This is a genomic window from Pseudomonas sp. GW821-FHT10C09, from assembly GCF_059415465.1.
Window position 1 is genome coordinate 25,450 of sequence record NZ_JBWKNG010000029.1, and the last position, 16,654, is coordinate 42,103.

Annotated in this window: 20 protein-coding genes and 1 tRNA gene; 15 read left to right on the forward strand and 6 right to left on the reverse strand. The window is 56.3% G+C overall.

Features of this window, described 5'->3' with window-relative positions:
• Positions 1–272 precede the first annotated feature (272 nt).
• Positions 273–1,409: an ImmA/IrrE family metallo-endopeptidase gene (locus AC07N8_RS25405; RefSeq protein WP_493146318.1), complete on the forward strand. Its 1,137-nt coding sequence runs from the start codon at positions 273–275 to the stop codon at positions 1,407–1,409.
• Positions 1,406–1,903, forward strand: coding sequence for a DUF4411 family protein (locus AC07N8_RS25410; RefSeq protein ID WP_493146319.1), 498 nt, complete (start codon positions 1,406–1,408; stop codon positions 1,901–1,903). Before AC07N8_RS25405 ends, AC07N8_RS25410 begins: the two co-directional genes overlap by 4 nt.
• A 100-nt stretch (positions 1,904–2,003) precedes the next feature.
• Here the strand turns inward: AC07N8_RS25410 and AC07N8_RS25415 are convergent, their stop codons facing one another.
• The 5 genes from AC07N8_RS25415 to AC07N8_RS25435 form a co-directional block, all read right to left on the reverse strand.
• A complete protein-coding gene (locus AC07N8_RS25415; RefSeq protein ID WP_493146321.1) occupies positions 2,004–2,825 on the reverse strand; it encodes a hypothetical protein in 822 nt (273 codons plus the stop codon).
• 3 nt (positions 2,826–2,828) lie between these two features.
• The gene (locus AC07N8_RS25420) at positions 2,829–3,116 is read right to left on the reverse strand and encodes a hypothetical protein (RefSeq protein ID WP_493146322.1); all 288 of its coding nucleotides are present in this window, start codon (positions 3,114–3,116) and stop codon (positions 2,829–2,831) included.
• Positions 3,116–3,571: a hypothetical protein gene (locus tag AC07N8_RS25425; protein ID WP_493146324.1), complete on the reverse strand. Its 456-nt coding sequence runs from the start codon at positions 3,569–3,571 to the stop codon at positions 3,116–3,118. Before AC07N8_RS25425 ends, AC07N8_RS25420 begins: the two co-directional genes overlap by 1 nt.
• A 191-nt stretch (positions 3,572–3,762) precedes the next feature.
• A complete protein-coding gene (locus tag AC07N8_RS25430) occupies positions 3,763–4,092 on the reverse strand; it encodes a hypothetical protein (protein ID WP_493146325.1) in 330 nt (109 codons plus the stop codon).
• Positions 4,093–4,241: 149 nt separating this feature from the next.
• Positions 4,242–4,326, reverse strand: a tRNA-Leu gene (locus tag AC07N8_RS25435).
• A gap of 107 nt (positions 4,327–4,433) precedes the next feature.
• Between AC07N8_RS25435 and queA the strand changes: the two genes are divergently transcribed.
• The 6 genes from queA to AC07N8_RS25465 all read left to right on the forward strand — a co-directional run bounded on the left by queA (position 4,434) and on the right by AC07N8_RS25465 (position 10,517).
• On the forward strand, positions 4,434–5,483 hold the full coding sequence (gene queA, locus AC07N8_RS25440) for a tRNA preQ1(34) S-adenosylmethionine ribosyltransferase-isomerase QueA (RefSeq protein WP_493146327.1): 1,050 nt from the start codon (positions 4,434–4,436) through the stop codon (positions 5,481–5,483).
• Between the two features lie 14 nt (positions 5,484–5,497).
• The gene (tgt, locus tag AC07N8_RS25445) at positions 5,498–6,613 is read left to right on the forward strand and encodes a tRNA guanosine(34) transglycosylase Tgt (protein WP_128870527.1); all 1,116 of its coding nucleotides are present in this window, start codon (positions 5,498–5,500) and stop codon (positions 6,611–6,613) included.
• A gap of 43 nt (positions 6,614–6,656) precedes the next feature.
• Positions 6,657–6,992 carry a preprotein translocase subunit YajC gene (gene yajC, locus AC07N8_RS25450; RefSeq protein WP_007982729.1) on the forward strand — a complete coding sequence of 112 codons (336 nt, stop codon included), beginning with the start codon at positions 6,657–6,659 and terminating at the stop codon, positions 6,990–6,992.
• 64 nt (positions 6,993–7,056) lie between these two features.
• Entirely contained in the window at positions 7,057–8,925 is a 1,869-nt protein-coding gene (secD, locus tag AC07N8_RS25455; protein WP_483842893.1) for a protein translocase subunit SecD, read from the forward strand.
• A gap of 9 nt (positions 8,926–8,934) precedes the next feature.
• Positions 8,935–9,849 carry a protein translocase subunit SecF gene (gene secF / locus AC07N8_RS25460; protein WP_123435029.1) on the forward strand — a complete coding sequence of 305 codons (915 nt, stop codon included), beginning with the start codon at positions 8,935–8,937 and terminating at the stop codon, positions 9,847–9,849.
• A 119-nt stretch (positions 9,850–9,968) separates the two neighbouring features.
• Positions 9,969–10,517, forward strand: coding sequence for a glycine zipper 2TM domain-containing protein (locus AC07N8_RS25465; protein ID WP_027922743.1), 549 nt, complete (start codon positions 9,969–9,971; stop codon positions 10,515–10,517).
• Positions 10,518–10,768: 251 nt separating this feature from the next.
• On the opposite strand, the gene suhB is transcribed toward AC07N8_RS25465, so the two are convergent.
• Positions 10,769–11,587: a type III secretion system regulator SuhB gene (gene suhB / locus AC07N8_RS25470; RefSeq protein ID WP_483842894.1), complete on the reverse strand. Its 819-nt coding sequence runs from the start codon at positions 11,585–11,587 to the stop codon at positions 10,769–10,771.
• Between the two features lie 146 nt (positions 11,588–11,733).
• On the opposite strand from suhB, the gene trmJ reads away from it, so the two are divergent.
• The 7 genes from trmJ to hscB all read left to right on the forward strand — a co-directional run bounded on the left by trmJ (position 11,734) and on the right by hscB (position 16,615).
• Entirely contained in the window at positions 11,734–12,504 is a 771-nt protein-coding gene (gene trmJ / locus AC07N8_RS25475) for a tRNA (cytosine(32)/uridine(32)-2'-O)-methyltransferase TrmJ (RefSeq protein ID WP_140668441.1), read from the forward strand.
• A 2-nt stretch (positions 12,505–12,506) separates the two neighbouring features.
• Positions 12,507–13,283 carry a serine O-acetyltransferase gene (cysE, locus tag AC07N8_RS25480; protein WP_483842896.1) on the forward strand — a complete coding sequence of 259 codons (777 nt, stop codon included), beginning with the start codon at positions 12,507–12,509 and terminating at the stop codon, positions 13,281–13,283.
• 217 nt (positions 13,284–13,500) lie between these two features.
• The gene (gene iscR, locus AC07N8_RS25485) at positions 13,501–13,992 is read left to right on the forward strand and encodes a Fe-S cluster assembly transcriptional regulator IscR (RefSeq protein ID WP_027922748.1); all 492 of its coding nucleotides are present in this window, start codon (positions 13,501–13,503) and stop codon (positions 13,990–13,992) included.
• A 50-nt stretch (positions 13,993–14,042) separates the two neighbouring features.
• Complete coding sequence (locus AC07N8_RS25490; protein WP_007948176.1) at positions 14,043–15,257, forward strand: IscS subfamily cysteine desulfurase; 1,215 nt, start codon at positions 14,043–14,045, stop codon at positions 15,255–15,257.
• 83 nt (positions 15,258–15,340) lie between these two features.
• The gene (gene iscU / locus AC07N8_RS25495) at positions 15,341–15,727 is read left to right on the forward strand and encodes a Fe-S cluster assembly scaffold IscU (RefSeq protein ID WP_003443374.1); all 387 of its coding nucleotides are present in this window, start codon (positions 15,341–15,343) and stop codon (positions 15,725–15,727) included.
• Between the two features lie 34 nt (positions 15,728–15,761).
• On the forward strand, positions 15,762–16,085 hold the full coding sequence (gene iscA, locus AC07N8_RS25500) for an iron-sulfur cluster assembly protein IscA (RefSeq protein ID WP_123435026.1): 324 nt from the start codon (positions 15,762–15,764) through the stop codon (positions 16,083–16,085).
• 8 nt (positions 16,086–16,093) lie between these two features.
• On the forward strand, positions 16,094–16,615 hold the full coding sequence (hscB, locus tag AC07N8_RS25505; protein ID WP_027922751.1) for a co-chaperone HscB: 522 nt from the start codon (positions 16,094–16,096) through the stop codon (positions 16,613–16,615).
• The last annotated feature ends 39 nt before the right edge of the window (positions 16,616–16,654 follow it).

The following is a 16,654-nucleotide window of genomic DNA, read 5'->3' on the forward strand; positions in this document are numbered from 1 at the left end:
GTACCTGCGGTATGAAACGCGTTGAAACAGTTCCATGCCATCTGTCTGCAGGTTACATATTTGCGCTTCGGGTCGTTGCGGATTTACCTCATAATCGCGCGCTCCTACCTTCGGTAGCTCTGCTTCTCGACTAATCTGTAGTCGCTGCAACCCGACCTTAAACAGCCAAGGAGAAAGGCAATGCCAGATAACCGGACCCCGCGTCAGTCGGCTGCATCTGCAAAGGATGCTCTCGAACGTTCGCTGGACCCATTTGATTTGCCTGTGACCCTATGAGCCAAGCTGCCTTAGTCAATCCAAGCCTGCTCACATGGTCTCGTGAGCGCGCAGGTCTCTCCACTGAGCAGGTTGCTAAAAAGCTGCCAGTGAAACCTGATCGAGTAGAGGAATGGGAAGCTGGCGAGACCAAACCAACATTCCTTCAGGCTCAAAAGTGGGCGAGTCTCGCTCACATCCCTTTTGGCTTCTTGTTTCTTCCGCGCCCGCCAGTCGAACAATTGCCTTTACCTGATCTTCGGACCGTCGGTGGTATTGCGCCTCAACGTCCCAGCCTGGAATTGTTGGACACTGTCAGGGACTCCATGCGTAAGCAGGACTGGTACCAGGAGTATCTGCAACACCAAGAGCATCAGCCACTGGAGTTTGTCGGTCGCTTCAATAGCGGATCTCAAGTCGCAGAGGTGGTGAACGATATCCGCCGGGTCCTCGGCGTGGACCCTCACGCTGCTAGATTGGATTACGATAAATACAGCCGTGCCTTGATCGAAGCGGCAGAAGTGGCTGGCATCTTGGTTATGCGCAGTGGCATAGCTCTAGGAAACACTCATCGCAAACTTGAAGTCAGCGAGTTTCGGGGTTTTGCCATCAGTAATACCTACGCGCCCGTGGTATTCGTCAACAGTTCCGACGCTCCCACCGCCAGGCTGTTCACCTTACTTCACGAACTGGCCCATATCTGGATTGGTAGCAGTGGAGTGTCTGACGGAAATACCGCCAATGGTCGAGATGAGGAGCGCTTCTGCAACGCAGTTGCAGGTGAGTTTCTGGCTCCCGAAACCCAATTTCGTACCCTGTGGAACGCCGATGTTAACTGGGAAGAAAACCTAGCTCCGCTGGCAACTCGATTTCACATCAGTAAATTGGCGATTGGTCGCCGCGCATTAGATCTTGGATATATAAACCAGGCCCAATACAGTGCTTACTATCGAATAATCCTTAAGGCTTTCCAGGATGATAAAGGTGGAGCGGGTAACTACTATCGCAACGCCACCGCGAAAAACAGCCCTAGCCTAAGTAAGGCAGTGCTGACTGAAGCAATGAGTGGCCGGATGCTGCTGCGCGATGCGGGACATTTGCTCGGCGTGCAACCTGCCAAATTAAGGACTCTCGCCAGCATGATTACGGAATGAATCATTTACTCGACGCTAACACGCTGATTGAGGCAAAAAATCGTTACTACGGGATGGCTATCTGTCCTGGATTTTGGCAATGGTTATTGATAAAAAATAAATCCTTTGCTCTAGCAAGCATTGAACCTGTAATGGATGAACTGACAAAAGGGAATGATGATCTGGCTGGTTGGGTGAAGAACAATTCCGGTTTTTTTCACGCCACCACCGATCAGGAGACGCAACTGGCATTTGCACAGGTTGTGGGGCTTGTGGCTGATCAGGCGCCGAGAATGAGGATAGGCGCTATGGAAGAATTTTTAGCGGGTGCTGATCCGTGGTTGATTGCGAAAGCGATGACTATGGGGGCTACAGTCGTTACTCAGGAAGTGCTGGATCTCAAAACTAAACGGAAGTTTATTATTCCTAATGTTTGTCAGGAGCTTAACGTTCCTTTTTTGAATACATTTGAGTTGTTGCATAGGCTTGAAGCGAAGTTTGTGTTGCCTAATTGAAGTAAGTGACTTGCTACAAATTTTTTTGGTTTGAAGTTTGTAGCAGGGTAAATGGATGCAAATCTGAATCCACTTTTTTGTATCCTCTTTTTTCTCGGTATTACCGCTTAGACAAAAGAAAAAACACGATCGCGGCACCCACAACCCACAGCCACCAGAGGCTACCGCTCGCTGTACTCTTCAACGGTTCCGGGTCACCTTCGTTGACCTCAATTGTCAGGCGCTTATCCACCGTAATGCTCACCACATGCTTATGTATTTCAATGTGAGAGCGAACCAATTCAGTAGTGTCCGGGTTATCAAGAACCTGCTTTTGCAAGACGGGGATTTCAAGATTGACTTTCTCAGCCGCTATGGATTTCTGCAATTGTCTGAAGTGGTTCAGGAGCTGTTCCTTAATTGCCACGTCTCCTGAAGCTAACCAGGCGAAGCGGGCCTTGACGTTCTCGGGGAGCCCGTAAGAAAGCACGACCTGATCCAACTTTTCCACGATTACATGCGCAAGGGCGACAACATCGGCTTGTGGTCCAACTGTATAAGCGTGGCGCGAAGAAGGGCCGAAGTGCAACCACACACTTTCCGCTAGTTCGTATTTTTTTCTCTCTGGCATACGGGGCGGCAGTAGGTCGAACAACCGCTTCGCTACCATGCCCGACATCTTCGTCACGCCTGAACGCCATTTATACATGGTATTCCGTGCATAACTCTCAGCTTCGGGGCCGTACGTCTTGCCGTATTCCATAAGGATGGATTCAAATTCAATACCCGACAAGCTAAAGAAATATGACTTTACATCTGTATCATTTCCGCCAATTTCCTGCGAAAACGCTTGCGCTTCCTGAATGTGACGTCGGGCTGCTTCCGAGCCGGCACTGTTGCGATATTTGGTGCTCCTGCGAGAACCATGGTGATAACGACCCATGGCTTACCCCTTGATCAACCGAATGATCTTCGACAAGAGGCTTTTTTGTCCCTGTCGAACGGTAATTGAGACGCGGTAGTCGTCCCCCTCGAATACCCTGTCGGCAGTAATCATTTGCATGTGACGCAGCGCCATCTGATCTTTGAACTGTTGAAGAGCCATCTTGACCTGATCCCACAAGAAAACAGAAGTCGTTTCTGACAAGCCTGATTTGTTAAGAGCGATCTGGAATCGATCCAGCTCAGTCACAGCATCTTCGGGGGCGCGGATTGTGATGCTGCTCCGAAACATTACTTCCCTCCCATGAACATCGCTACAAGCACCACAGCCACAGCGATTATGCCGATAATCATCAGTGTGCGATCCTTTTCACCTGCCGCAGAACGCGACAGTTTCCCAGCAGCCGCGCGGTCAGTATTCCCGATTATCACCTCAGTGCGCCCAATCGAGGTAGTCTGCGAGTGCTGAATAGTTGCTGAAGCACCAGTTTGAGTGGCCTTCGCAGTTTGGTCGTTGAAAGAATTTAACGACGCATCTAAAGCCGCGACGTCAATCTTCATTTCCTGTGCTTTCTGTTGAAGCGAAAGCAAGCCTCTGGCGTGCTGAAGACGTAGCTCGGAAACCTGATTGTCGCTTAGGCCGCTCAAGTCGATTACATCGTTCTGCGTTAGCTTCAGGGACTTTTCTGCCGGCGTCTCGGCACCTTGCACTGGAACTTGTAAGTTCCGTCCTTTCTCATCAGACATCCTGCGCTCCTTATTAGGTATTTCAACCGTTGGGTTATGCTGTCCTAGCTTGAGTTGGGCGAGTAAACCATCGCAATCCAAGTCGCTGGAGTGTAGCTCGGTAATTGAAGCTTGCGACCAGGTTCGGCTGAGCTCCGGCAGCTAGGGTCAGCCTATTGGGCAAACCTACATTTTTGCCGTGCGCCCCTCATTCATTGAATATCTTTCAAATAGCTCTTCAGTGTGATGAGCGGAACATCAAGCTGCTCCATCGTCCGCGCATCGCTAAATTCAACTGACAACCTATGCATCTCACGCCCTAGGACTGTGTCCACGCCGCCGATAGCGTTCAGCGCCAAACTCAGGCATTCACCCACCTTTGCCTGAATCCCCTCAACATCCCCCCTCCTTACCAACAACCCAAAAACCTCCCGCTCATACTCACTCATCACCAAATCATCCCGAAGAATCGGACTCGAATCCTCCGTCTCATAAGCAAGCTTGAGGCAGAACAGAGCAACAGTTTCCAGCAGCAGTTCCATGGGGTGAATCCTTGAGAAGGGTCGTACCGGTCGAGGAGGCGAGAATCAAAAGCATCGCCAGCAAGCCGGCTCCTACAGGTCGGCGTTGTGTCAGGCACTTTTTGGCAGGCGAAAAAAAAGGCCTTGCTAAGCAAGACCTTTCTTAATTTTGGTGCCCCGAGGGAGACTCGAACTCCCACTCCTTTCGAAAACGGATTTTGAATCCGCCGCGTCTACCAATTCCGCCATCAGGGCTCAATGGCGGCGAAGTATAGAGATGAGATTACCGTCGGTCAATCAGGTACATAGAGAATTTTCACTATTTCGGCTAGACTTCCGGCCCCTGCTAGACGAACCCCATCATGCGCGTTGCTGACTTTACTTTCGAACTCCCAGATTCGCTGATCGCCCGCCACCCTTTGGCCGAGCGTCGCAACAGTCGCCTGTTGACCCTTGATGGGGTCAGCGGCGCCCTGGCACACCGTCAATTCACTGATTTGCTCGAGCATTTGCGCCCGGGCGATTTGATGGTGTTCAACAATACCCGGGTGATTCCGGCGCGGCTGTTTGGCCAGAAGGCTTCCGGCGGCAAGCTGGAAATCCTGGTCGAGCGCGTGCTCGACAGTCATCGCGTGCTGGCGCATGTGCGTTCCAGCAAGTCGCCGAAGCCGGGGTCGAAGATCCTGATCGATGGCGGTGGCGAGGCCGAGATGCTGGCGCGTCACGATGCGTTGTTCGAGTTGGGGTTCGCCGAAGAGGTGTTGCCGCTGCTGGATCGCGTCGGGCACATGCCGTTGCCGCCTTATATAGACCGCCCGGATGAAGGCTCGGACCGTGAGCGTTATCAGACGGTCTACGCCGAGCGCCTGGGCGCGGTGGCGGCGCCGACGGCGGGGCTGCATTTCGATCAACCGCTGATGGAGGCGATTGCCGCCAAGGACGTCGAGACGGCGTTCGTGACCTTGCACGTCGGCGCCGGTACGTTCCAGCCGGTGCGCGTCGAGAAGATCGAAGACCACCACATGCACAGCGAATGGCTGGAAGTCGGCCAGGACGTGGTGGATGCGGTGGCGGCGTGCCGCGCTCGCGGTGGTCGTGTGGTGGCCGTGGGGACCACCAGCGTGCGTTCGCTGGAAAGTGCTGCGCGCGATGGCGTGCTCAAGCCGTTTAGTGGCGACACCGATATCTTTATCTACCCGGGCCGACCGTTTCACGTGGTCGATGCCCTGGTCACCAACTTCCATTTGCCTGAATCCACGCTGTTGATGCTGGTTTCGGCGTTCGCCGGTTATCCCGAAGCCATGGCTGCCTATAAAGCGGCCGTCGAGCATGGATACCGCTTTTTCAGCTACGGTGATGCGATGTTTATCACCCGTAACCCCGCACCACGTGGCCCTGAGGAAACAGAATGAGTCGCCAAAGTCGTATGTCGTTTGAGTTACTTGCTACTGACGGCAAGGCTCGTCGCGGTCGTTTGACCTTTCCACGCGGCACCGTAGAAACCCCGGCTTTCATGCCGGTGGGCACCTACGGCACCGTCAAGGGCATGTTGCCGCGGGATATCACCGCCACTGGCGCGGAAATCATTCTGGGCAACACCTTCCACTTGTGGCTGCGTCCTGGCACCGAAGTGATCAAGAAGCACGGCGACCTGCACGATTTCATGCAGTGGAAAGGCCCGATTCTGACCGACTCCGGTGGTTTTCAGGTGTTCAGCCTCGGCGCCATGCGCAAGATCAAGGAGGAGGGCGTGACTTTCGCTTCTCCGGTCGATGGCGCCAAAGTGTTCATGGGCCCGGAAGAGTCGATGCAGGTTCAGCGTGACCTGGGTTCGGACATCGTGATGATTTTCGACGAATGCACCCCGTACCCAGCTGACGAAGACGTCGCTCGCGTGTCGATGGAGTTGTCGTTGCGTTGGGCCAAGCGTTCGAAAGAAGCGCATGGCGACAACACGGCGGCGCTGTTCGGCATCGTTCAGGGCGGCATGCACCAGGACTTGCGCATGCGCTCCCTGGAAGGCCTCGACCAGATCGGCTTTGATGGCCTGGCCATTGGCGGTCTGTCGGTGGGCGAGCCCAAGCACGAAATGATCAAGGTGCTGGATTACCTGCCGGGTCAGATGCCGGCTGACAAACCTCGTTACCTTATGGGCGTTGGCAAACCGGAAGATCTGGTTGAGGGTGTGCGCCGCGGTGTGGACATGTTCGATTGCGTGATGCCAACCCGTAATGCCCGCAATGGGCATCTATTCATTGATACTGGCGTGCTGAAGATCCGTAACGCGTTCCATCGCCATGATGATTCGCCGCTCGATCCGACCTGCGATTGCTATACCTGCCAGAACTTCTCCCGTGCTTATCTGCATCACCTGGACAAGTGCGGCGAAATGCTGGGGAGCATGCTCAATACCATCCATAACTTACGTCATTATCAAGTGCTTATGGCTGGTTTGCGCGAGGCTATTCAACAGGGTACATTGGCCGCCTTTGTCGATGCCTTCTACGCCAAACGCGGGTTACCTGTTCCGCCTTTGGACTGAGTTTTCTGACCCCAAGATTCAACATTTGCAACTGGAGTGCTAAATGAGCTTTTTTATCTCTAATGCCATGGCTGACGCTGCTGCACCTGCGGCAGGCCCAATGGGCGGCGGCTTTGAGTGGATTTTCCTGGTCGGTTTCCTGGTCATCTTCTACCTGATGATCTGGCGTCCACAGGCCAAGCGCGCCAAAGAACAGAAGAACCTGCTGAGCAGCCTGCAGAAAGGCGACGAAGTTGTGACCACCGGTGGTATCGCCGGCAAGATCACTAAAGTGGCAGACGATTTCGTTGTTCTGGAAGTTTCCGACACTGTCGAAATGAAGTTCCAGAAGGGCGCTATTGCCGCGACGCTGCCAAAAGGCACGCTGAAAGCGATCTAAGTTTCAACTTCATATTCAATCGACGGGGCGCGCAAGGCGCCCCGCGTCATAAACGGGCGGCGTGATGCTGAACAAATACCCTCTGTGGAAATACATTCTGATCCTGGCGGTGCTGGCGGTCGGTCTGATTTATTCCGCTCCCAATCTATATCCTGATGACCCGGCCATTCAGGTCAGCGGTGCAAGTACTGCGCTGTTGGTCAATCAGGCTGATCTGGATCGTGTGAGCACTGCGCTCAAGGAATCCGGGATCAACGTCAAGGCAGCCACGCTGGCGGCCAATGGCAAGGGCGGTCTGATTCGTCTGACCAAGGCTGAAGATCAGCTGCCGGCCAAAGACGTCGTGCGCAAGGCGTTGGGTGATGACTACGTCGTTGCACTGAACCTGGCACAAACCACGCCGCAGTGGCTGCGCAGCCTTGGCGCGCACCCGATGAAGCTGGGTCTGGACTTGTCCGGTGGTGTGCACTTCCTGCTGGAAGTGGACATGGACAAAGCCCTCGACGCACGCTTGAAAGTGTACGAAGGCGATGTAAAGAGCCTGTTGCGTAAAGAGAAACTGCGCTATCGCAGCCTGCCGCAACTCAACGGTGCCATTCAGCTGGGCTTCACTGATGAAGCAACCCGCGAACAGGCCCGCGCGCTGGTCCGCAAGAACTTCAACGATTTCGACATTGTTCCGGCCGACCTGAATGGTCAACCGGTGCTGCGTCTGGCGATGACCCCAGCCAAGCTGGCGGAAATCCGCGAATACTCCATCAAGCAGAACTTGACCACGGTACGTAACCGCGTCAACGAGCTGGGTGTTGCCGAACCGATCGTTCAGCGTCAGGGCGCCAACCGCATTGTGGTTGAATTGCCGGGCGTTCAGGACACCGCAGAAGCCAAGCGTATCCTCGGCAAGACGGCCAACCTCGAGTTCCGTCTGGCGGCTGAGCCAGGTGCTTCGAAAGCCACTTCCGAAACTTTCGAGTTCCGTGAAGGCAAGCGTCCGCCGGCTCAGATCGAGCGTGGCCTGATCATCACCGGTGACCAGGTGACTGACGCCAAGGCTGGCTTCGGCGAGCACGGCACGCCAGAAGTGAACATCCGTCTGGATGGCCATGGTGGCGAGCTGATGAGTCGTGCGACTCGCAGCAACGTTGGTCGCAGCATGGCGGTGATCTTCATCGAGCAACGCCCTGTTACCACCTATACCAAGCAAATGGTCAACGGCGTCGAGAAAGACGTGCCGGTCCAGACGTTTAAAGAAGAGAAGAAGATCATCAGCCTGGCGACCATCCAGTCGCCGCTGGGTGCTCAGTTCCGCATCACTGGCCTGAACGGCCAGGGCGAGTCTTCCGAACTGGCGCTGCTGCTGCGTGCCGGTGGTCTGGCTGCACCGATGTACTTCGCTGAAGAGCGCACCATTGGTCCAAGCCTGGGTGCCGACAACATCGTCAAGGGTATCGATGCATCGCTGTGGGGCATGCTGTTTGTCTCGCTGTTCATCATCGCCATCTACCGCTTCTTCGGCATCATCGCCACCGTCGCGCTGGCGGTGAACATGGTGCTGCTGCTGGCCTTGATGTCTTTGCTGGGTGCAACGCTGACCCTGCCGGGTATCGCCGGTATCGTATTGACCATGGGTATGGCGGTCGACGCCAACGTTCTGATCTTCTCGCGGATTCGTGAAGAGATCGCGGCGGGCATGACCGTACAACGGGCAATCAACGAAGGCTTCGGCCGGGCATTCACCGCTATTCTCGACGCCAACCTGACAACATTGTTGGTCGGCGGGATTCTCTTTGCGATGGGCACCGGCCCGGTCAAAGGCTTCGCAGTGACCATGTCCCTCGGGATCTTTACCTCGATGTTCACGGCCATCATGGTGACCCGCGCGATGGTCAACCTGATCTTCGGCGGTCGTGACTTCAAGAAGTTGTGGATTTAAGGGGCTGCCATGTTACGTACAATCAACTTCATGGGCGTTCGCAACTTTGCGTTCGGCGTCACATTGTTCCTTACGGCGCTGGCCATTTTCAGCGTCTTCCACAAGGGCATGAACTGGGGCCTGGACTTCACCGGCGGTACGCTCATTGAGCTGACCTACGAGCGTCCGGCTGACGTCACCAAGGTGCGTGAGCAACTGGTGACATCGGGTTATCACGAAGCAATCGTGCAGAGCTTCGGTGCAACTACCGATTTGCTGGTGCGTATGCCGGGTGAAGATCCGCAACTGGGTCACCAGGTGGCAGAAGCGCTGCTGAAAGTCGGCGGCGACAACCCGGCGACGGTCAAGCGCGTCGAGTTCGTTGGTCCGCAAGTAGGTGAAGAGCTGCGCGACCAGGGCGGCCTCGGCATGCTGATGGCGCTGGGCGGCATCCTGATCTACCTGGCGTTCCGCTTTCAGTGGAAGTTTGCGGTCGGTGCGATTGTTTCGCTGATCCACGACGTGATCGTGACCATCGGTATCCTGTCGTTCTTCCAGATCACCTTCGACCTGACGGTACTGGCGGCGGTGCTGGCGATCATTGGTTACTCGCTCAACGACACCATCGTGGTATTCGACCGGGTTCGTGAGAACTTCCGTGTGCTGCGCAAGGCTAGCCTGATCGAGAACATCAACATCTCGACCACGCAAACCCTGCTGCGGACCATGGCCACTTCGATCTCCACGTTGCTGGCGATTGCGGCCCTGCTGTTCTTCGGTGGTGACAACCTGTTCGGCTTCTCCATTGCGCTGTTCGTCGGTGTTCTGGCGGGTACTTACTCGTCGATCTACATCGCGAACGTGGTGCTGATCTGGCTGAACCTGAACAGCGAGGATCTGATTCCTCCTGCGGCAACCGAGAAGGAAGTCGACGACCGTCCATAACGGCCATCGCTTTCCAGCTGTCTGCCAAAAAAGGCGCGAGTTGAACTCGCGCCTTTTTTTATGCTCCAAGGCTGGGAGAAGCGCGGGTTCTTCCCGCATGTGATGGTCAGGAGGTTCATGTGAACAAGTCGTTGCTGGTTGGTGCGGTATTGGGTGCTGTCGGTGTAACTGCCGGGGGTGCTGTTGCCACCTACAGCCTGGTAAAAAGCGGCCCTGAGTATGCGCAAGTACTAGCCGTTGAACCGGTCAAGACACAGATCAAGACGCCACGTGAAGTCTGCAAGGATGTCGCAGTGACTCGGCAAGCGCCGGTCAAGGATCAACATCAGATTGCCGGTACGGTGGTCGGTGCATTAGCAGGTGGTTTGCTGGGTAACCAGATCGGCGGCGGCACCGGCAAGAAGATTGCTACGGTTGCAGGCGCTGTCGGCGGTGGTTATGCAGGCAATAAGGTTCAGGAAGGCATGCAAGAGCGTGACACCTACACCACGACTCAAACTCGCTGCAATACGGTGAATGACATCAGCGACAAGGTCGTTGGCTATGACGTTCGTTATTCGCTGGATGGCAAGGAAGGCAAGGTGCGGATGGATCGTGATCCGGGCAACCAGATTCCGGTCGACAAGGAAGGCAAACTGGTCCTGTCGCAGAACGAAGAAAACCGCTAAATCTTCAGGTTCAAGCGTTAAAAAGAAGCACCCTTCGGGGTGCTTTTTTTGTGCCCACAATTCCTGAATCCCCCCAATCCAGTGTGGGAGCGAGCCTGCTCGCGAAGGCGGTCTCACATCCACATCAATGGAAACTGGTCCACCGCTTTCGCGAGCAGGCTCGCTCCCACAGGGGATTTTTGGTGTTTGTGGGGGCGGATTTCGGGCATAAAAAAAGCACCCCGAAGGGTGCTTTTTCTGTCGCTGGAAGCTTAGCGCTTCAGCGAGGCTGGCAGGTGCGGCTGGATCGCCGTCAGAACTGCCTTGAAGCATTTGGTGTTACCGGCAACGACGTGACCTTTCTCAAGGAATTCGTGACCACCGGTGAAGTCGCTGATCAAACCGCCGGCTTCCTGGATCAGTAGGGCGCCTGCAGCCATGTCCCACTCGGACAGGCCCGACTCCCAGAACGCGTCGAAACGACCGGCAGCCACGTAGGCCAGGTCCAGGCTCGCCGAACCAGCGCGACGGATGCCGGCAGTCTGGCCAACCAGGGCGCGGAACATGCCCAGGTAGTTCTCGAGGTTGTCCATCTGGTCGTCACGGAACGGGAAGCCGGTACCCAGCAGGGCGCCGTCCAGGCTGGTGCGACCGCTGACGCGCAGGCGACGACCGTTCAGTTGAGCGCCGCGACCACGGCTGGCGGTGAATTCTTCCTGGCGGACCGGGTCCAGAACAACAGCGTGTTCCAGGCGACCGCGGTATTTGCAGGCGATGCTGACAGCGAAGTGAGGAATGCCGCGCAGGAAGTTGGTGGTGCCGTCCAGCGGATCGATGATCCACAGGTATTCTTCGCCTTCGATACCGTTGCCGGCGTGCATGCCGGTTTCTTCACCCAGGATCGAGTGGTTCGGGTAGGCCTTGCGCAGCGCATCGATGATTTTCTGTTCGGCGGCGCGATCCACCTCGGATACGTAATCCTTGGCGTCTTTTTCGTCGACCTTGATGGTATCCAGGCGCTCGATGGAGCGGAAAATCAATTCACTGGCGCTGCGGGCGGCGCGCAGCGCGATATTCAGCATGGGCTGCATGGATGTGTCACCTAAGGTTGTTAAAGAAAGCCGGGCATTCTATCAGAACTTTTCTACAGGTGAAGGTCGGTGTTCGCTTTCATAGCTTAACGGTAGTAGGAACTGTAAGATTCGGCTCCTTAATTCTGTGTTCGAGACTGCCTCCCGTGCTGCATAACATTCGTGTCGTCCTGGTCAATACCAGCCATCCCGGCAACATCGGCGGGGCTGCGCGTGCCATGAAGAACATGGGCCTGTCGCGGCTGGTGCTGGTCGAACCGCGGCTATTTCCGCATCACGAGGCCGACGCCCGTGCTTCCGGTGCCGGCGATATCCTTGAAAACGCGCAAGTCGTCGCCACTTTGGAAGATGCCTTGGTCGGCTGCAACCTGGTGCTCGGCACCAGCGCTCGCGACCGGCGCATTCCCTGGCCGCTGCTCGATCCTCGCGAATGCGGCGTGAAAGTAGTAGAAGAAGCCGGGCAGGGCGCCGAGATTGCCTTGGTCTTTGGTCGTGAAGATTCCGGCCTGACCAATGAAGAGCTGCAGCGATGTCATTATCACGTGCACATTCCATCAGACCCCGAGTTCAGTTCGCTGAACCTTGGGGCGGCGGTGCAGGTGCTGGGCTATGAAGTGCGCATGTCCTGGCTCGCGGCCCAAGGGCAGCCGAGCAAGGTCGAGAAGGATGAAGTGGCGTCCACCAAAAGTGGTGAGCTGGCGACCATGGATGAGCTGGAGCGATTCTATGAACACCTGGAACAAACCCTGGTGGCCATCGAATTCCTTGATCCGGAAAAGCCACGGCACTTGATGGCGCGCCTGCGCCGGTTGTACGGACGTAGCTCGGTCAGCCGGGCGGAAATGAACATATTGCGTGGCATCCTCACGGAAACCCAAAAAGCGGCCCGTGGCGAGCTTCTAAAGCGGAAGGATTAATGATGTTTGAGCGTTTGCGTGAAGATATCCAAAGCGTATTCCATCGAGACCCGGCGGCGCGTAACGCTTTTGAAGTTCTGACGTGCTACCCGGGCATGCATGCCATCTGGATTCATCGTCTGTCGTCGGCCTTGTGGCGCGCAGAGCTGAAATGGCTGGCGCGACTGGTCTCGAACTTCGGCCGCTGGCTGACCGGGATCGAGATCCATCCGGGCGCCAAGGTCGGTCGTCGCTTCTTTATTGACCATGGCATGGGCATCGTTATTGGTGAAACCGCCGAGATCGGCAATGACGTCACCCTTTATCAAGGCGTGACGCTGGGCGGAACTAGCTGGAACAAGGGCAAGCGTCACCCGACCCTTGAAGATGGCGTGGTGGTGGGGGCGGGCGCCAAGGTGCTTGGCCCGTTTACCGTTGGTGCGGGTGCCAAGGTCGGTTCTAACGCCGTGGTGACCAAAGCGGTGCCTGCCGGCGCGACCGTTGTCGGTATTCCAGGGCGGATCATCGTCAAGTCCGATGACGAGCAGGATGCCAAGCGCAAGGCCATGGCCGAGAAGATCGGCTTCGATGCCTACGGTGTCGGTGAAGACATGCCGGACCCGGTAGCCCGTGCCATTGGTCAGTTGCTGGATCACTTGCAGGCGGTCGATGGTCGCCTGGAGGGGATGTGCGGCGCACTGAAGGATCTGGGCAGTAACTACTGTGCCAAGGATCTGCCTGAGCTGCGCGAAGAAGACTTCGCCTGCGTGAAGGACAAGGATCAGAGTCAGGCCAGCTAGACCGGGTCGCTCCCACAATTGAAATGTATTCCCCTGTGGGAGCGAGCCTGCTCGCGAAGAACGATAACGCGCAATGACTGGCTGTAACCCTCCAGCCTTTGCTATGATGCGGCCGCTCTTTTGCGGGTAAACCTGACTAAAGTACTAGGTCTTATAGTTGACTTAAACACTCGGGAATTGCATACTCGCCCCATTCCGAACTCCGTGGTAATTGTCCATGCGACTGACTACAAAAGGCCGATACGCCGTGACCGCCATGCTCGATCTGGCGTTGCACGCGCAGCACGGGCCGGTGTCCCTGGCCGATATCTCCGAGCGCCAAGGCATCTCCCTGTCCTACCTCGAACAGCTTTTCGCCAAATTGCGCCGCAGCAATCTGGTGTCCAGCGTCCGCGGTCCGGGCGGCGGCTACCAACTGTCCCGCGAGATGCAGGGCATCCAGGTCGCCCAGGTGATCGATGCGGTGAACGAATCGGTAGATGCCACCAAATGCCAGGGCCAAGGCGATTGCCATTCAGGCGATACCTGCCTGACGCACCACTTGTGGTGTGACCTGAGCCTGCAGATTCACGAATTTCTGAGCGGTATCAGCTTGGCTGACCTTGTGACTCGCCGTGAGGTACAAGACATAGCCCAGCGTCAGGACCAGCGCCGTTGCAACAGCAAGGCGCCACGCCTGGACAAGATTGAAGCGTCCGCCGTCGAATGACAGCCAAAGAGCTAACGGCACGCCAGCCAGCCTGATTTAGGAGATAGTCCATGAAATTGCCGATTTACCTTGATTACTCTGCGACCACCCCGGTTGATCCGCGTGTTGCGCAAAAAATGAGTGAATGCCTGCTGGTCGACGGAAACTTCGGTAACCCGGCGTCCCGTTCCCACGTGTTCGGCTGGAAAGCTGAAGAGTCCGTCGAAAACGCCCGTCGTCAGGTCGCAGACCTGGTCAACGCCGATCCGCGTGAAATCGTCTGGACCTCCGGTGCCACCGAATCCGACAACCTGGCAATCAAGGGTGCGGCGCATTTCTATGCGACCAAAGGCAAACACCTGATCACCACCAAGATTGAGCACAAGGCTGTCCTCGACACCATGCGCCAACTGGAGCGTGAAGGCTTCGAAGTGACCTACCTCGAGCCTCAGACTGATGGTCTGGTAACGCCGGCGATGATCGAAGCGGCACTGCGTGACGACACCATCCTGGTCTCGGTCATGCACGTGAACAACGAAATCGGCACCATCAACGACATCGAAGCCATCGGCGAACTGCTCCGCTCCAAGGGCATCCTGTTCCACGTCGACGCGGCTCAGTCCACCGGCAAGGTCGACATCGACCTGTCGAAGCTGAAAGTCGACCTGATGTCGTTCTCTGCCCACAAAACCTACGGCCCTAAAGGCATCGGCGCGCTGTACGTCAGCCGCAAGCCGCGTGTTCGCATCGAAGCGACCATGCACGGCGGCGGTCACGAGCGTGGCATGCGTTCCGGCACCCTGGCGACCCACCAGATCGTCGGCATGGGTGAAGCTTTCCGCGTAGCCAAGGAAGACATGGCTGCCGAAAACGTGCGCATCAAAGCCCTGAGCGACCGCTTCTTCAAACAGGTCGAAGGCCTGGAAGAGCTGTACATCAACGGCAGCATGACCGCTCGCGTACCGCACAACCTGAACCTGAGCTTCAACTACGTCGAAGGCGAGTCGCTGATCATGGCGCTCAAGGACCTGGCCGTTTCGTCCGGTTCGGCCTGCACCTCGGCGTCCCTTGAGCCTTCGTACGTACTGCGTGCCCTGGGCCGCAACGACGAACTGGCACACAGCTCGATTCGCTTCACCTTCGGCCGTTTCACCACCGAAGAAGAAATCGACTACGCCGCGCAGAAAGTCTGCGAGGCCGTTACCAAGCTGCGCACTCTGTCGCCGCTGTGGGACATGTACAAAGACGGTGTCGACATTTCGAAAATCGAGTGGGCGGCACACTGATTTCAAGTCGCCGCAAACCGGCCCTGTAAACCCAGGTTTTCAGGGCTCAAGAGCGACTCTCTGATGAGTGAGGATTAAGCATCATGGCTTACAGCGAAAAGGTCATCGACCACTACGAAAACCCGCGCAACGTCGGCAAGATGGACGCGGAAGATCCTGATGTCGGCACCGGCATGGTCGGCGCTCCGGCGTGCGGCGACGTTATGCGCCTGCAAATCAAGGTCAACGAGCAAGGCATCATCGAAGACGCCAAGTTCAAGACCTACGGTTGCGGTTCGGCTATCGCCTCCAGCTCCCTCGCTACCGAGTGGATGAAGGGCAAGACCCTGGACGAAGCCGAGACCATCAAGAACACTCAGCTGGCTGAAGAACTGGCCCTGCCGCCAGTGAAAATCCACTGCTCCGTACTCGCAGAAGACGCTATCAAAGCGGCCGTTCGTGACTACAAGCAGAAGAAAGGCTTGATCTGACTTTCAGGTTTTGGCGACGAGTAAGGAGTCACCGATGGCTATCAGCATGACAGAAGCGGCTGCTCGACACGTGCGGCGCTCCCTCGACGGGCGCGGCAAAGGTGAAGGGATTCGTCTGGGTGTTCGCACCACAGGCTGTTCCGGCCTTGCCTACGTGCTGGAGTTTGTCGACGAGGTGGTTGAAGAGGATCAGGTGTTCGAAAGTCACGGTGAAAAAGTGATTATCGACCCGAAAAGCCTGTCCTACCTGGACGGCACCGAGCTCGATTTCGTCAAGGAAGGGTTGAACGAAGGCTTCAAGTTCAACAACCCCAACGTACGCGGTGAATGTGGCTGCGGCGAAAGCTTCAACATCTGAGGCTTGTCGTGGGTACTCCTTGTCATTTCGCTTTATTTGAGCTGCAACCGAGTTTCAATCTGGACCTCGACCAGCTGGCTACGCGCTACCGTGAGTTGGCGCGCAGTGTTCATCCGGACCGCTTTGCTGACGCTTCCGAGCGTGAGCAGCGGTTGGCGCTAGAGCAATCCGCGAGCCTCAACGAGGCCTACCAGACGCTCAAAAGTCCGCCCAAGCGCGCGCGTTATTTGCTCGCCTTGAACGGTGGTGAGCTGCCGCTGGAGGTCACGGTGCATGACCCGGAGTTTTTGCTGCAGCAGATGGAGCTGCGTGAAGAGCTCGAAGACCTGCAAGACAGTGCCGATCTGGCCGGTGTTGCAGCGTTCAAGCGTCGCTTGAAAACCGCCCAGGATGTACTGAACCAAAGCTTCGCGGCTTGTTGGAATGATGCGGCGCACCGTGAGCAGGCCGAACGCCTGATGCGGCGCATGCAGTTCCTCGACAAGCTCACCTACGAAGTGCGCCAGTTAGAAGAGCGCCTCGACGATTAACCCAGTGCCGCTCCGGTCGCACGCCTGATATACAGATAA

Coding starts and splice junctions, on each gene's coding strand:
- AC07N8_RS25405 (WP_493146318.1), top strand. CDS start 273: ATGAGCCAAGCTGCCTTAGTCAATCCAAGCCTGCTCACATGGTCTCGT.
- AC07N8_RS25410 (WP_493146319.1), top strand. CDS start 1,406: ATGAATCATTTACTCGACGCTAACACGCTGATTGAGGCAAAAAATCGT.
- AC07N8_RS25415 (WP_493146321.1), bottom strand. CDS start 2,825: ATGGGTCGTTATCACCATGGTTCTCGCAGGAGCACCAAATATCGCAAC.
- AC07N8_RS25420 (WP_493146322.1), bottom strand. CDS start 3,116: ATGTTTCGGAGCAGCATCACAATCCGCGCCCCCGAAGATGCTGTGACT.
- AC07N8_RS25425 (WP_493146324.1), bottom strand. CDS start 3,571: ATGTCTGATGAGAAAGGACGGAACTTACAAGTTCCAGTGCAAGGTGCC.
- AC07N8_RS25430 (WP_493146325.1), bottom strand. CDS start 4,092: ATGGAACTGCTGCTGGAAACTGTTGCTCTGTTCTGCCTCAAGCTTGCT.
- queA (WP_493146327.1), top strand. CDS start 4,434: ATGCGCGTTGCTGACTTTACTTTCGAACTCCCAGATTCGCTGATCGCC.
- tgt (WP_128870527.1), top strand. CDS start 5,498: ATGTCGTTTGAGTTACTTGCTACTGACGGCAAGGCTCGTCGCGGTCGT.
- yajC (WP_007982729.1), top strand. CDS start 6,657: ATGAGCTTTTTTATCTCTAATGCCATGGCTGACGCTGCTGCACCTGCG.
- secD (WP_483842893.1), top strand. CDS start 7,057: ATGCTGAACAAATACCCTCTGTGGAAATACATTCTGATCCTGGCGGTG.
- secF (WP_123435029.1), top strand. CDS start 8,935: ATGTTACGTACAATCAACTTCATGGGCGTTCGCAACTTTGCGTTCGGC.
- suhB (WP_483842894.1), bottom strand. CDS start 11,587: ATGCAGCCCATGCTGAATATCGCGCTGCGCGCCGCCCGCAGCGCCAGT.
- cysE (WP_483842896.1), top strand. CDS start 12,507: ATGTTTGAGCGTTTGCGTGAAGATATCCAAAGCGTATTCCATCGAGAC.
- iscR (WP_027922748.1), top strand. CDS start 13,501: ATGCGACTGACTACAAAAGGCCGATACGCCGTGACCGCCATGCTCGAT.
- AC07N8_RS25490 (WP_007948176.1), top strand. CDS start 14,043: ATGAAATTGCCGATTTACCTTGATTACTCTGCGACCACCCCGGTTGAT.
- iscU (WP_003443374.1), top strand. CDS start 15,341: ATGGCTTACAGCGAAAAGGTCATCGACCACTACGAAAACCCGCGCAAC.
- iscA (WP_123435026.1), top strand. CDS start 15,762: ATGGCTATCAGCATGACAGAAGCGGCTGCTCGACACGTGCGGCGCTCC.